The organism is Rhizobium sp. BR 362 (assembly GCF_036528765.1).
Lineage (GTDB): Bacteria > Pseudomonadota > Alphaproteobacteria > Rhizobiales > Rhizobiaceae > Rhizobium.
In genome coordinates this window covers 62464-77234 of record NZ_JARWGH010000022.1, presented here as the reverse complement: position 1 = coordinate 77234, position 14771 = coordinate 62464, and the positions used below count along the sequence as shown (strand labels likewise).

Here is a 14771-nt window from a genome sequence, read left to right as displayed (position 1 = left end):
CGCTTAAAGACGCCGATGATCGTGGCGCTCGCGCGTAAGCTGCTCGTGGCTCTCTGGAAGTATGTGAGCTCCGGTGTCGTGATAGAAGGTGCAATCATGAAAACCGCTTGAAGCCGGAAGTGTCTGTGAACCGAAAATTCGAATCCTCAGGACCTGATCAGTCCTGACGGATCCAGGTGGACGGACCGGGAATCCTTTTGGCCTTTAAACGCCGATCTTGAGTTTGGTCCCGTTCTCCTGAGCCCGTGCCCGTCGAATGCGGGAAAATGGTGCAGCCGCTGAGAGCGGCGACCGGATGTGAGGTGGAACGGCCCGCTCCGACAGCATCTAGTGCTAAAACGTGGTCGTTGCTCGAACGCCACAAAGGAGGGACCGTTCCATGAAGCAAGTTAGCACAATCGGGCTGGATTTGGCCAAACATGTCTTCCAAGTTCACGGCGCCGACAATGAAGGTTCGGCCCTGTTCAATCGGAAACTGCGGCGCACCGACGTGCTGCGCTTCTTCGAACGACTCCCACCGTGCCTGGTTGGCATGGAGGCATGTGGTGGCGCGCACCATTGGGCGCGGGAGATTGCTCAACTTGGTCATGATGTGCGTCTCATTCCGCCGGCTTACGTCAAACCTTTCGTCAAGCGCGGCAAGACGGACGCGGCCGATGCGGAAGCCATCAGCGAAGCGGTGATCCGCAAGACCATGCGCTTCGTCCCCATCAAGACCGCCGAGCAGCAAGCGCATGCGATGGTCCTGAAGACCCGTGCTCTTCTGGTGCAACAGAGAACGCAATCGGTTAATGCCCTACGAGCACATCTGGCCGAACTGGGCATCATCGCGGCCGGTGGCCTTCCCAACGTAGCGGCACTGATGACCGTCGTTCGGGACGCTGAAGATACCCGACTACCCACAGCGGCAAGATTCGCCCTCACAGCTATTGTCGATCAGATCGACGCCTTGGCCATTCAGATCGGCGTGCTTGAGCGCGCAATCGTTACGGAATCGAAGCGCGATGAGAGCATGCGTCGACTGACAACGATCCCCGGGGTTGGTGCCGTAACCGCAGCGACGATCAAAGCCTTGGTTCCGGATCCTGGCGGGTTCAAATCCGGGCGGCACTTCGCCGCTTGGGTGGGACTGACCCCCAGGCCTCATTCGAGCGGAGGCAAAGAGCGATTGGGTAGAATCTCGAAAATGGGGAATCCCGAACTCCGTGTTCTCCTGGTCCTCGGAGCGACAGCCGTTCTGCGGATTGCCCGGAACGATGAAAAGGCACGACCTTGGTTAAAGGCGCTGCTTGCCAGACGTCCATTCAAAGTGGCTGCTGTCGCGTTGGCCAATAAAATGGCTCGGATCACCTGGGCACTCTTGAATAAGGGCGGTTTCTACAATCCTCCGGAACCATCCCCAGAGGTAGCGGCAATCTGAAGAACATCAGGACCTATAACTGATCTGACCGGCGTCGGCCGACAGATGCAAGGTGCAACAGCAAACGATGAAGCCATGGGACGAAATTCCGGGACGAGCGAAGCCGCCAACCTCAGTGCACTCCATAGTGCGTCGATGTGATTCAGCTCCTCGTTTCGCGGATCTCATCGAGGCCAGCGGTCATGCACCGCCCTCACAGGCCGTACATATGAACGCACCGTCCTCGTGGGTGAAGTCAACTGCGAAGCCTCTTGCACCGCGGGCCGTTCCACATATGAGGTTGTATAGGCCCGAGAACCGGGCCGGTAGTTGCTATGGGCTCAGACCGCGGATCCGCTCACCAAGGAGAAATTTGATGCCACTCGAATGAACAATTGACAAAAGACCTGATGTGAAGGGATTAGAACCGACGACGCTGTTGGTACAAATAGATATCCGTCCTAAATTCTTCAGGGCGACATCGGCTTTGGGATGACCGATTTGGGAGCCGGAGAACGAACCCGCTGCGCGGGAGGGCGCCCGCGTTTGAGGTAGAGGGCACAGGCCGGTCGTCGCGTGTGCATTGAGCGTGGTTTGGCTGAGGCAGAGCATGGCGGGCTTCTTCAACAAGGAGCCTGACCATGACCCATCCCGTTCTCGATGCACCGATCAGCCCGCTGCGCAAGCGGCTAATCGATGACATGAACATGCGGCGTTTCTCGCGGGAAACGCAGCGCAACTATCTCCGTGACATCGGACGCTTGGCGACATTCCTCGGGCGTTCACCAGACACGGCGACCGCCGACGACCTGCGGCGGTTCCAGATCGAGCAGCAGGAGGATGGCGTTCCCGTGCCGACCATGAACAGCATTGTGTCGGCGCTGCGCTTCTTCTTTACCCATACGGTCGACCGGCCGGACCTGGCCCGCAAGCTGGTTCGTCTGGCGCATCCGCGCAAGCTGCCCGTGGTGCTCAGTCGCGACGAGGTCGCGCGCCTCCTCAACGCCACCACCTGCCTCAAACACCAAGTCGCGCTCGCGGTCGCCTATGGCGCAGGCCTGCGGGTCGCCGAGGTGTCGATGCTGAAGGTCGCCGACATCGACAGCGAGCGCATGCTGTTGCGCGTCGAGCGCGGCAAGGGCGGGCGCTATCGCAATGCCATGCTGTCGCCGGACCTGCTCACGCTTCTGCGTGAGTGGTGGAAGGTCGGACGTCAGCAGGGCGTGATGCACCGCGACGGCTGGTTGTTCCCAGGGCAGCACGCGATGAAGCCGATTAGCACGCGGCAGCTCTATCGTATCGTCGTCGAGGCGGCGCAGGCCGCCGACATCGCCAAGCGGGTCGGGCCGCACACGCTGCGTCACAGCTTCGCGACACACCTGCTGGAGGACGGCACCGATATCCGGATCATCCAGGTCCTGCTCGGGCACGCCAAGCTGAACAGCACCGCCTTCTACACCAAGGTCGCGACCCGGACAGTGCGCACGGTCACGAGCCCGTTCGACAAGCTCGGGCTGTTCAAGCCGGGAGAGAACTCGCCCGACGGCTGAGCCGTGCGCGCCTCGATCGAGGTCGCCGACATCTTCCGTGCCGCGGGACCCGCCTATCGGGCCGCCATGCCGGCCAACTGAGCCTCGCCCAGCTCAAGGTGATGTCGGCGATCGAGAACTGCCGCACTGCTGCCCTTGGCGGTCATGTCGAAGCCTGCGAGGACTGCGGCCACTGGCGCGTCGCCTACAACTCCTGCCGTAACCGCCACTGTCCCAAGTGCCAGGGCGTGGCAGCGCGGACATGGCTCGCCAAGCGTGAGGCCGACCTCTTGCCGGTCGAATACTTCCACGTTGTATTTACGTTGCCCACCGAGGTTGCCGACATTGCCTTTCAGAATAAGGCGCTCGTCTACGACCTGCTGTTTAAGGCAGCGTCGGAGACGATGCTGACGATCGCGGCGGATCCTAGGCACCTCGGAGCCAGGATTGGTATCACCGCCGTGCTTCACACCTGGGGCTCGGCGATGACCCACCATCCCCACGTGCACATGATCGTGCCGGGCGGCGGTATTGCACTCGACGCAAGCCACTGGATATCGTCGCGGCCGGCATTCCTGCTTCCGGTGCGTGTGCTCGGCAAGCTGTTCCGTCGATTGTTCCTCACCCGGCTGCTCGCGCTGTACGAGGTGAACCGGCTTACCTTCTTCGGATCGATGGCGCACCTCGCCGAGCGACGCGCCTTCCTGCGTCATCTGGCGCCGGTCCGGAAGAAGCACTGGGTGGTCTACGCGAAGGCGCCCTTCGCCGGGCCGGAAGCAGTGCTCGCTTACCTGTCGCGATACACCCACCGAGTCGCGATCTCCAACAGCCGCCTGATCGCCTTCGACGCGAGCGGCATCACCTTCCACTACAAGGATTATCGCCGCGCCGGCGCCGACCGGCAGCAGCTCATGACGCTCGGCGCTGACGAGTTTATCCGCCGCTTCCTGCTCCATGTCCTGCCGCGAGGCTTCCACCGTATCCGGCACTACGGATTGCTCGCCGGCTCCGCCTGCAAGGCCAGCCTCCTGCTTGCGCGCGAACTGCTAAACGTCGTCGCGCCGCCCGATGACGGCACCTCGAAAAAGCCGGAGGACTTCAGCCCGAGATGCCCCTGCTGCGGCGGACGCATGGTCGTCATCGAGGTGTTCGAACGGCGGAGGCAGCCTCGTGGCCCCCCGGACACTTCGAAAGCGAACCGGGAGACCGTCCCATGACCCGGCATGACATGCTTCAACCCCAAGCCGCAGGCGCTCAAACTCCGGCAACGGATCCACGCGTGCCCATGGTGATCATCGACGCCGACAGACCCACAACCAGCCGTGTGCCGAGTCGACAACACCGCGCGCAAGCGCATCGAGGCGGCCCGTCCGCATCCAACCTGTTACCTCCCGGCAACGCGCCAGCCATCGCCGACATCAGCCGAAATCCGAAATCTCCATAGCCTTCGCCCTGTGGCCCGCGGGTTCCTTCCTCGGGGACTTTCGTACGCCCGCCGGCGCCCGAAACTCTTCACGACAGAGGACTGGCTGCTTTTGTTCTCGATTCTTATGAAGCGGTCGTTCAAATCCTCATTGTTTGACGCAATCCGACATGATGGTAAACTCACAACGGTTGTCGACTTACCGGCGGTTGAACAATAACTTGCTAATTCGGTTGTTAGGCTTGTCCTCACATGACGGATCAACCTCTTCAGCGTCGCCTTGCCGCCATCGTAGTTGCCGATGTAGTGGGATATTCACGCCTGATGGAGGCAGATGAAATCGCAACGCTGGCGAACCTCAGGAATCTCCGTTCTGGCGTTATCGAGCCGGCTGTGAGGCGTCACAACGGTCGCATCTTCAAGGTCATGGGCGACGGCTTCTTGATCGAATTTGGTAGCGCGGTGGACGCGGTCGCAGCAGCGTTGGAAATTCAACGAGCCACCACTGCTGTTGAGGCTTCCGGAGACCGGCGCCTGGTTTTACGGGTAGGCGTCAATCTGGGAGATGTCATTGACGACGGTTCAGACGTCCTCGGCGACGGAGTCAATGTCGCGGCGCGCCTCGAGACGCAGGCCGCGCCAGGAGGTATCTGCATTTCAGCCAGCGTTCACGGCGAGATCATCGGCAAGATCGGCGACCGGTTCTTTGATGCAGGCGAACGCTACCTAAAGAACCTGACTCGCCCAGTCCACGTGTGGCATTGGCCGGATGCACTGCAGAGCATATTGCCGCTGCCCGAATGTCCCTCGATCGCTGTATTGCCGTTCACGAATATGAGTGGGGATGAAGCGGACGCGCCTTTCGTCGACGGCTTGACTGAAGACCTGATCACCGACCTTTCCCGTACGGCTGGCCTGTTCGTCATCGCGCGCAATTCCGTGTACGGCTACAAGGGCAGGCCGGTCGACGTACGGCTGGTCGCCCAGGAACTCGGCGTCCGCTACGTCCTGGAGGGGAGCGCCAGACGCGCAATGGGCCGGGTCCGCATTAATGCCCAATTGGTCGACGCGCTTGGCGGCCGGCACTTGTGGGCCGAGAGGTTCGACAGGACGGTGGAAGATGTTTTCGAATTACAGGACGAGGTTAACGCAAAGATTGTTGAAGCCCTCGTCGGCCGGCTGACCAGTCCGCCGCAGCGCAATCGGCCAAAGAACTTTGAAGCGTACGACCTGTGTGTGCGCGCCCGCCTCCTGACGGAAGAGTCGCCGCAAACCGGGCGTGAGGCCTATATGCTGCTCCAACGCGCGGTTAAGCTCGAGCCCTCATATGCCGAGGCGCTTGGTCTGCTCGCCTACAACCGTTGGTTGGCCTGGACTCATTTCGGCGAGCCCGAAGATCCCAACCGTCGGATGGCGGCGACGTCCGCGCAGAAGGCGGTCGACCTAGATCCCAACGATGCCGGCTGCCGTTACATTTTGGGGACCATTTTGGCTTATGAGCGGCGATGGGAGGAATCGGAGGCCGCCTTCGCCAAGGCGCTGGAGCTGGACCCCAACCACGCCGACACCTGGGCCGCCATGTCGGACATTTCCGTGCTGGACGGCAGGGTTGCCGACGGATTAGCACAGATTGATAAAGCTCTGCGGCTCAATCCCCGTCCAACCTGCTGGTATCTTTGTCATCTTGGGCAGGCGCAATACGCCGCGCGTGACTATGTGGCCGCAACCGCTACACTCCGCAGGGAAGAGACGTATCGTACCAACTCACGCAAATTCCTGGCTGCTACGCTTGCGCAGTTGGGCCGCCGAGAGGAGGCGCGGCGGGAAGCAGAATTGTTCCTGATCGCCCACCCTCATTTCACAATCCGCCATTGGCTCAGCTCCCAGCCGCTGCGCGATGCATCTGTACGAGACCACTTTGTCGACGGTTTCCAAAAGGCTGGCCTGCCGGAGATGTGATATCGGGTGGGGACAACCCGGAGGCGTTCGAGGACTCGGTCAACGGAAATGCGCTGCGCAAGAACGGAGGTCTGGACCGCAGTGCCCAGCTTCTTCGGACGCTCCACAAAAGGCGTCAACCGGCCCGGGCCTCCCATGACTCCTCCGCTGGGCCGCCTTGCATCATGGTGGCGAGAGCCCGTAGTCCAGAATGAAGACAGGATGCTTTGCCAAAACATTCAAGCAGCTTCGCCGAGACATGAAGGCGTGGAGGCTTACTTCCGCTATCGGCGGCGCAAAGATGCCGTTATCTTGAAACTAAACAAGGTCTGCTTCCGGCAGGTGCAAGGTATGTGTCAACGGCCGAAAAAGAGAGGCGCAAAGCTGCTATAGTCTTGCTCTTGATGGGAATCGAACTGCTGAGTTTCAAATCAAAGCATTTGCGCGGCGCTCAAACCTGCAGCTCGAGAGCAACTAACAAAGGGGCGATCATTCTGGCTCAGGCGAATAAGAAAAATTGCGTGCTGAGGATGCCCGCCTCCTGGCGACATTGGTGCAATTTTCTGGCCATCAGCTTTCTGTATCAATGAACGACGAAAATCGCGTGGTGCCCTATATTGTCGATTTGCACTGAGGTGCTAAAAAATCCCCCAGGATCTCCACCCTCCTCCGACTTTGTTCATTCGGGCGATGTTCAAAGCCGCAAATGATGTAGAGATCAAGTTTCCATCGACGATGGTCGTACTCGCTCAACACCTGAAGCAACGGTCCGCATAGACGCGGAGACTATTGGATCATCTCCAGCACGGAACACTTGCGACAGGGTATCTTTCTGTCGCAATTTGACCCACTGATGAGTTCTGCTTCAGGCCGCATGTACGGTTGATGCGCTCGTAACAGACTAGCGAATTTCATAGCGACCTATTTTCCAACTGAGTTCTCAATGGGAATAGAATTTTCGGTTCCGAAGACAAAGGGCCAAGATACCATTAATGGAAGAAGGCTCAGATGATCTAACTCGCGTCATAGCCGGGTCCTAACGCCTCTCACAAAACCAGACCTATTCGTCAACTTGGCGAAACTAAACAAGATCGCCGGCCCAGTCTTCATGTCCATGACGTATTCGGATGACGAAAACTCCATTCTCCTCGATCCGGTAGGTAATAAGATGGGACTTGAACGGATGAATTCTTACTGGTGGCGAAATCTCTTCTCGCTCACGTGCCATTCGCGGATTAGCGGCAATCAGATCAAGTGTGGCAAACAGCTCGTCATGATATCGCCTAGCCTCCGCAGATCCGAACATTCGTACGCCTTGTTGGGCGATCGCTATGATGTCCCCTTCCGATTCGACTGAAAGGCTGAAACCCATTACCTGCTGCCGCGTGTTGTTTCCGCCTGCGCGACTGCCGCAGCAAAGAGTTCGTCCTTCGATCGGCCGCCAACACCGCTTTTAAGACCGTCATCAACAAAACGCTGCATGGCAGCAATCTTGTCACTGCGAATTTGATCCCTGCGAATCAAGTCGCGCACATAATCGCTGGCATTGGAATATCGCCCAGTCTTTGCTTGCGCCTCGACCCAATCTTTCATCGGGTCCGGAAGAGATACGTTCATCGTAGCCATTCGGGTCTCCATAATGCGAGCAGATTAGCCGACCTTGGCAAACTTTGTCAAATTACTCTCGGCGTTCAGCATGCGGCTCACCGTAATCTCAATGTCTATCCACCTCTCCCTCACCAGACGAAATCGCTCCTCGTAATAAAGAACGCCGACTTTCAACCGAGCCATCGCGGTCCAATTTGAACTTCAGAGCTCCGAGTTTAGTGGCGCTGAACAGAGGTAGCAATGAAAGACACGAGGGCCATAGCTCTTGAAGAGATGCGAAGCTGCGGGGGATCGAATCAGCCATATCGACTGTAAAATTCTCCGATCGGTGTTCGTGACTTCCTCTGACGCGAGACACATCAGAGGGCTGCCATGTATTGCTTCTCCATAATCTTCGCTGCATGTGTATTCGCCACGTCGCTTGTCGCCGCGGACTTCAAACTGTTCGAAAACGGCCGCTTCGGGTACGTGACCGACTTCCGGCAGACTTCAAAACAGTTCAGACGCCGGACAACGGCGACGGAATTGGTCTCGAGAGCGCGGATGGAACGGCGAAGCTATCGGTCTGGCCTGGCAATGGCAGAAGTCCCTCTGGATTTAGCGGTGAGCCCGATTTCGATGGTCTGGTCTCTCGCAAGCGACAACGATCCGGCCAATCGTTGGATGCGATCTCAGGTGGCACAGCTTGTTTCTTCTTATGGCTAAGTTTGCCCGATAACCCTGAAATACCTTTGCCTGCAGTCGTTCATACTTCGCTCTTGAGCGGGTCGAACTTACGACCGCGCTGTTGTTTCGAGTCGATCTCAGCCGAACTCTTAAGACGTCAGAGGCTTGGAAATCCCAGTACTCGTTTTCGGCCGCCAGTGCCTGGCCAATGACATAGAGGGACCGGTTCGCATATAGCTGTCGTCCTCGTACATCTTCTCTTCTCGCTGCAAAAGTCTGGATCGTTCGAGTGAAGACTGGCCAGTCATCTAGCGCGCTATCAACTGACAGATCTGACAAACTATCTCGTAGAAATTGGATGGAAACGAATGGATTAATAGTGCAGGAGGGTGTCTCGCGAATTGGATGGGAATGGATGGGAAAATGGAATTCCTGAACACGGCGACCGTCCGGATCACGCCCGAAATCCTGTCGCTGCTCGCCGCAATCGACGAAATCAAAAGTGCTTGGCGTGCGATCGGCCGGATCGCGCCTGAGCGGCTGTCCAGCCTCCGGCGTGTTGCCACGACCGAAAGTGTCGGTTCCTCCACACGTATTGAAGGGGCACGCCTCACCAGCCAATTCGCGAAACAGCCGATCGCGAAATGCCCTACCCTTCCTGTGCCTTAACGCGCCTTGGTCGTAGGCGAATTGCTCGTGCGACTCCATTCCGCGTCGCTATTGCGCTCCAGATCGTTAATTGGCGATGGTCTGCCCAGGAAATAGCCTTGCCCTTCGTCGCATCCTTCGATGCGCAACGCCGACATCTGCTCGTCTGTCTCTATGCCCTCTGCCAAAACGGGAATGTCTAGGCTCTTGCCGAGGGCCACGACAGCCCTCACGATGGCCTTGGATTGCGGATCCTGTTCAATTCCCTCCACAAATGCTTTGTCGAGTTTGATCTTGTCGAAAGGAAACGACCGCAGCGTTTCGAGCGAGGAATAGCTGCTTCCGAAGTCGTCAAGAGCCAACCCCACCCCGAGAGCTTTGATCTGCCGAATGATGTGAAGTGAGCGTACCTTGTCCTTGATCAACGCAGTTTCGGTAAGCTCCAGCTCCAGCCGATGCGGAGGCAGCCCCGTTTCTAACAGCACCTCGTGCACGAGACGCGGCAGATTGGTATCCATGAACTGGACAGCGGAAACGTTGACTGCCACGCGGCAGCGTGGATTCCACCTGGCGGCATCGGCACAGGCCCGGCGGAGGACCCAGGCGCCGAGCGTCCCAATCAGTCCGTTCTCCTCCGCAATGGGAATGAATTCGGCCGGCGAAACAGGTCCGCTCTGCGGATGGGTCCAGCGCAACAGAGCTTCGTAGCCATGGACTTCGCTTGTCGAAAGAGACATCTGCACCTGATAGTGAACGTCAAGCTCACCGTTTTCTAAGGCGTGGCGCAACGCTTCGGCGAGTTGTCTGCGCTTGCGCACCCCCGACCCAATGCTCGCGTCATAGAAGGACAAGGCCTCGAGCGAAGCATGTTTGGCGTGATACATGGCGAGGTCAGCATTGTTAACCAGCTCATCGAGGTCCTGGGCATCCTCTGGCCAAACCGCCGCGCCCATGCTTGCACCTACTCGCATCTCCATGCCGCCAAGGCGAACGGGCCGCTTGAAAATCTCAGCAAGGCGTCCGGCGAAGGCAGATATGTCCCTCGTGGTGCCACATCTCTTCACCGCGGCAAACTCATCGCCACCCAAGCGCGCCACAAACTCGCCTTCTCCAAGACATTGGCTCATTCGACGTGATAGGATGCGAAGCGCTTCATCGCCTGCGCTGTGTCCCAGCGTATCGTTAATTTCCTTGAAGCGGTTGAGGTCAATGCCGATAACGGCGAACCTGCGATCGGTTCCCTGGGCTTCATCCAAGAGTGCGCCTATGTGTTTCTCGAAGGTGACGCGGTTCGGAAGGCCGGTCAGGGCATCGTGAGCCGCCATATATCGCAGCTGTTCCTGCGAGTCCGCTCGGACGCTAGTGTCGATCAGGTAGCTTGCAAGCCCTGCACCGACTATGATCAATGCGACAATGGCGATCGCGAGGGCGAGAGCGAGAATGGCCGCTTTGTCGACCGCAGCAATACCCTCGTTCAGCGGCGTGACACGATAGGCAGCCATTGCGGTAAAATGCAGGCTCACAATGCCTGAAACCATGAGAGCTACAGCGAGCCAGAAGCGTTGCCCTTTCAGCGGCGAACGTGAGATCAGGGCCACTGCGACGCCCGAGCAAAGGACCGTCAGCAAAATCGAAGCGACGATATAGCCGAACCGCCATTCGACCAGCCCCACGACGTGATAGGCAAACATTCCGGTGTAGTGCATGGCTGAGTATGAAAGACCCGCAACGGCACCACCGAGCAGCGGGGACGTCCGCATCAATCCCATCCCACTGATCGCGAATGCGACAAAAAGGCCAATCATCGCGATCACGAGCGACATCAAAGTCAACACAGGGTCGAATGACGCGGGTGCAGGCGGCTCGTATGCCAGCATGGCGACGAAGTGGGTTGTCCACACCCCGCCCCCGCCAGCGACCGCCGCAAGGAATTGCCAGCCCTGCTTCTGTCGCCCTGTGGCGAGTGCTGCACGATGCAGCAGCCTCAGAGTAATTGCCGAACCGAAGATGCAGATCAGCGCCGCGATGAAGACCAGGGGCAGACTATGTTCGTTTACGATGCAGCTTACGACGGTCATCATTGGCGGACGCTTGAATCCTGGGCTATTGGACGACGGAACACACCTGTAATCCAGACAGCTTGAAGACTCTCTTACCGGGACCGAATCCGGACCGACGATTGTGCCAATAATTGAGTCAAAACAGCAGCGCATTCGCCGTTCCACGCAACGGTTGTCCCGCATATCGACGGCCACGCAGCACCTGGTTGAGAACGGCTGGTCGGCCCGTGAAGACATGGGTACCACGACGCGTCGTCGCGAGGAGTATTTTATTTAGTCTACTGAGCTCCCAAAGTTGATTAATGAGCGGTCACCGCCCCGGCAGGCTGAGGTAGGATGATTGATGTTTGTTGCATAGTCGAGGACAAGCTTTCGTCCCAGGTTCGATAGCGGGAGTTACGCTCCAAGGCCAGCTAAAGAATCAATACGTTCATCGACGGAACCAATGCGGCGGATGAACGTTTGAAGCTGTTCGGGGCGGTCCGTATATTGCAACTGGTCTTTTGATTGGTCTCATTATCAGGCAAGCCAAGTCGAACGAGCCGGCGGGTTTCAGGGGTAAGCAATGTCCAATGTAGAAGAATTTCCAATCTCGGCCCTGAGGTGGACCGAGTTCGAAGCCATCGTGGCTGCTGCTCCCTCTGTGCTCGAGGCAATTCCCGGCGCGGTTTACGTCTGCGATCATGACGGCTGGGTTGTTTGCTACAATTCCGAGGCTGCGATGCTGTGGGGACGGCAGCCATCGCTGACAGATTCTAAAGAGCGGTTCTGCGGCTCGCATCTGCTGTTTTTTCCGGATGGCACGCCGCTGCCGCATGAAGAGTGCCCGATGGCGGATGCCGTCAAAAGCGGCACCGAAACACGAAACGCCGAGGTGGTGATCGAACGCCCGGACGGGACGCGCATCACGGCCTTGGTCAATGTCCGCCCGCTAAGAGACCGTCGAGGGCAGATCCAAGGCGCAATCAATTGCTTCCAGGACATAACCAGCCAGAGAGCGACCGAAGATGAAGCACGGCGCAGCAGCGCGGACCTTGAAGATTTCTTCGAAAACAGCGCAGTCGGCCTACATATCGTCAGAGGCGATGGGATTATCCAGAGAGCCAACAAGGCGGAACTTGAGCTACTCGGCTATGCGCCTGAGGAATATGTCGGGGGACACATCGCAGAATTCCACGCCGACGCTCCGATAATCGGCGACATCCTTCATCGACTAAGCTGCGGCGAGAAGCCCGACCGCTACTCGGCCCGATTGCGGGCCAAAGACGGGTCTATCAAGCATGTCCAGATCACCTCAAGCGGTCGATTTGAAAACGGACGGCTTGTCGGCACCCGCTGCTTCACGAATGACGTGACCGCCACACACGACGCGGAAGCGGCCCTGTGGGATACCAGGGAGCGCCTCGCGGCAACTTACCAGGCGGCCACGATTGGAATCGCCGAAGCCAATGCGGAAGGGCGTATTCTTCGCGCGAACGCCGCATTCGGTCGCATGCTTGGCTATTCCGTCGATCAGCTCGCTGAAATGACAATTTTCGACTACACGAGCGATGAAGATCGCGACAAAGAGGCGGCGGCCTACGGGAAACAGGTTCGCGGAGAGACCGATAGCTACCAGCTTAGGAAGCGTGCGGTAAAGGCGGACGGGATGGACATTTACCTCGATGTCCATAGCTCTTCAGTGCGCGGTGTAAACGGGGAGTTTCTCTATGGCGTCAGGATCATAGTCGATGTCACGGAAGCCAAGCGGTTGGAGGATCGGCTTCGGGAGCGCGAAATGCATATGCGAGAACTGCTGGAAGCTCTGCCTGCCGCAGTCTACACCACGGACGCACAGGGACGGATTGATTTCTACAATAGGGCAGCTGTCGAGCTTGCGGGCCGAACCCCGCAAATCGGCGACGAATGGTGCGTGACATGGCGTCTCTACAGGCCTGACGGATCATTCCTCCCGCATGACGAATGTCCAATGGCGATCGCCCTCAAGGAAGGTCGGCCGATCCGAGGCGAGGAAGCGATTGCCGAAAGACCCGATGGCACCCGCGTTCCATTCAGTCCCTATCCGACGCCGCTGCGTGACAACGAGGGGAATGTTGTCGGTGCCGTCAACATGCTGGTCGACATTTCCGCCACCAAGAAAGCCCATGAATATGCAGACCGGCTCGCAGCCATAGTCGAATATTCAGACGATGCGATCATCAGTCTGGACACCGAAGGATTCATCCAGACCTTCAACAAAGGAGCCGAGCGCCTGTTCGGATACGCGGCGCAAGAAGTCATCGGCAAGCTTATCAATATACTCATACCGCCGGATCGACAGGACGAGGAGCCTGGTTTCCTCGCCCGTGTCCAAAGGGGCGAGCATGTTGACCACTATGAAACCGTCCGCATGAAGAAGGATGGTACGTTGCTCGACATTTCGCTTACCATCTCGCCACTGAGAAATGCTAAGGGCGAAATTGTTGGCGCATCGAAAATTGCACGCGATGTGACCGAAAGGCGACGGGAGGAGCAACGTCGGAAGCTGCTCGTCAACGAACTGAACCACAGGGTGAAAAACACTCTGGCAACCGTCCAGTCGCTTGCGTCGCAAACTTTTCGTGGAGAAGGTGAGAGCGCGTCGTTGCAGCGGTTCGAGAACAGGCTTGTCGCACTGGCACGAGCACATGATCTCCTCACCCGCGAGAGTTGGGAGGGTGCGGACATAAGGGAACTTCTGCTCGGGTCCATCGGCGCAGTCTGTGTAGAACCAAGCAAGCGTTTTGACATCTCCGGTCCGAGTTTTCGCCTCCGTCCAAAATTGGCACTCGGACTGTCCATGGCTTTTCACGAACTTGCTACAAACGCGGCAAAGTATGGCGCTCTTTCGAGTGAGGAGGGCAAAATACATGTTCGCTGGAACACGGTTGCGACAGACAATCAAAACCTGTTGCAACTGCGATGGTACGAAACGGGAGGTCCGGCAGTCAAATCTCCGCGCGAGAAGGGATTCGGAAGCCGCTTGCTAGAAAGGGCTCTCGCGCGCGAACTTGGTGCCAAAGCCGAGCTTAGCTTTCCGGAAGCCGGCGTGACCTTCTCGATTGTGACCCCTCTTGCGTAAGAAACATCATGCATAAAGACAATGAAAAACTACGCTTTCTGATCGTGGAAGATGAGGCGCTTATCGCCATGTTGATCGAAGACATCCTCACAGACCTCGGATATGAGGTAGCAGCTGTGGCGTCCCGCCTTCGAGACGCCTGCGAACATGCACGGAGCGCTGAGTTCGACTTCGCGATTCTGGACGTCAATCTCGATGGCAAGCCAAGCTATCCGGTGGCAGAAATCCTTGACGAACGCGGCGTGCCGTTCGCCTTCGCCACCGGCTATGGTGCCTTAGGTCTGGACGGAAAGTTCTCAAAGATACCCACCCTTGCAAAACCGTTCGTCGGTGATGATGTCGAGAAGCTGATTTCGGCTATGACATCGCCGGCCCGACGGCAATGACATAGAATAGATGC

Annotated in this window: 9 protein-coding genes and 1 pseudogene; 7 read left to right on the top strand and 3 right to left on the bottom strand. The window is 58.0% G+C overall.

Features of this window, described 5'->3' with window-relative positions; all coding sequences use genetic code 11:
• Window positions 1–379: 379 nt before the first annotated feature.
• The 4 genes and pseudogenes from QDY28_RS22275 to QDY28_RS22260 all read left to right on the top strand — a co-directional run bounded on the left by QDY28_RS22275 (window position 380) and on the right by QDY28_RS22260 (window position 6310).
• On the top strand, window positions 380–1420 hold the full coding sequence (locus QDY28_RS22275) for an IS110 family transposase (RefSeq protein WP_331383795.1): 1041 nt from the start codon (window positions 380–382) through the stop codon (window positions 1418–1420).
• Window positions 1421–2040: 620 nt separating this feature from the next.
• On the top strand, window positions 2041–2949 hold the full coding sequence (locus tag QDY28_RS22270; protein WP_331383792.1) for a tyrosine-type recombinase/integrase: 909 nt from the start codon (window positions 2041–2043) through the stop codon (window positions 2947–2949).
• Window positions 2950–2952: 3 nt separating this feature from the next.
• A pseudogene (locus QDY28_RS22265) lies at window positions 2953–4145 on the top strand (IS91 family transposase).
• A 458-nt stretch (window positions 4146–4603) separates the two neighbouring features.
• Entirely contained in the window at window positions 4604–6310 is a 1707-nt protein-coding gene (locus QDY28_RS22260; RefSeq protein ID WP_331383791.1) for an adenylate/guanylate cyclase domain-containing protein, read from the top strand.
• A 1060-nt stretch (window positions 6311–7370) separates the two neighbouring features.
• On the opposite strand, the gene QDY28_RS22255 is transcribed toward QDY28_RS22260, so the two are convergent.
• Together QDY28_RS22255 and QDY28_RS22250 are read right to left on the bottom strand one after the other, a co-directional pair.
• Window positions 7371–7661, bottom strand: coding sequence for a type II toxin-antitoxin system RelE/ParE family toxin (locus tag QDY28_RS22255; protein WP_331383790.1), 291 nt, complete (start codon window positions 7659–7661; stop codon window positions 7371–7373).
• Window positions 7661–7915 carry a type II toxin-antitoxin system ParD family antitoxin gene (locus QDY28_RS22250; protein WP_331383789.1) on the bottom strand — a complete coding sequence of 85 codons (255 nt, stop codon included), beginning with the start codon at window positions 7913–7915 and terminating at the stop codon, window positions 7661–7663. The genes QDY28_RS22255 and QDY28_RS22250 overlap by 1 nt, the downstream gene beginning before the upstream one ends.
• Window positions 7916–8986: 1071 nt before the next feature.
• Between QDY28_RS22250 and QDY28_RS22245 the strand changes: the two genes are divergently transcribed.
• Window positions 8987–9232, top strand: a complete 246-nt coding sequence (locus QDY28_RS22245; protein ID WP_331383788.1) for a hypothetical protein — start codon at window positions 8987–8989, stop codon at window positions 9230–9232.
• Here QDY28_RS22245 and QDY28_RS22240 read toward each other — a convergent pair.
• Complete coding sequence (locus QDY28_RS22240) at window positions 9229–11466, bottom strand: putative bifunctional diguanylate cyclase/phosphodiesterase (protein WP_331383787.1); 2238 nt, start codon at window positions 11464–11466, stop codon at window positions 9229–9231. The two genes, QDY28_RS22245 and QDY28_RS22240, sit on opposite strands and share 4 nt — an antisense overlap.
• 370 nt (window positions 11467–11836) lie before the next feature.
• On the opposite strand from QDY28_RS22240, the gene QDY28_RS22235 reads away from it, so the two are divergent.
• On the top strand, window positions 11837–14371 hold the full coding sequence (locus QDY28_RS22235; RefSeq protein ID WP_331383786.1) for a PAS domain S-box protein: 2535 nt from the start codon (window positions 11837–11839) through the stop codon (window positions 14369–14371).
• 8 nt (window positions 14372–14379) lie between these two features.
• Complete coding sequence (locus QDY28_RS22230; RefSeq protein ID WP_331383785.1) at window positions 14380–14757, top strand: response regulator; 378 nt, start codon at window positions 14380–14382, stop codon at window positions 14755–14757.
• The last annotated feature ends 14 nt before the right edge of the window (window positions 14758–14771 follow it).

Excerpts from the sequence above, each read along its gene's own strand:
- QDY28_RS22250 (WP_331383789.1), bottom strand. The coding sequence starts at position 7,915 with ATGGCTACGATGAACGTATCTCTTCCGGACCCGATGAAAGATTGGGTC.
- QDY28_RS22245 (WP_331383788.1), top strand. The coding sequence starts at position 8,987 with ATGGAATTCCTGAACACGGCGACCGTCCGGATCACGCCCGAAATCCTG.
- QDY28_RS22255 (WP_331383790.1), bottom strand. The coding sequence starts at position 7,661 with ATGGGTTTCAGCCTTTCAGTCGAATCGGAAGGGGACATCATAGCGATC.
- QDY28_RS22260 (WP_331383791.1), top strand. The coding sequence starts at position 4,604 with ATGACGGATCAACCTCTTCAGCGTCGCCTTGCCGCCATCGTAGTTGCC.
- QDY28_RS22235 (WP_331383786.1), top strand. The coding sequence starts at position 11,837 with ATGTCCAATGTAGAAGAATTTCCAATCTCGGCCCTGAGGTGGACCGAG.
- QDY28_RS22270 (WP_331383792.1), top strand. The coding sequence starts at position 2,041 with ATGACCCATCCCGTTCTCGATGCACCGATCAGCCCGCTGCGCAAGCGG.
- QDY28_RS22275 (WP_331383795.1), top strand. The coding sequence starts at position 380 with ATGAAGCAAGTTAGCACAATCGGGCTGGATTTGGCCAAACATGTCTTC.
- QDY28_RS22230 (WP_331383785.1), top strand. The coding sequence starts at position 14,380 with ATGCATAAAGACAATGAAAAACTACGCTTTCTGATCGTGGAAGATGAG.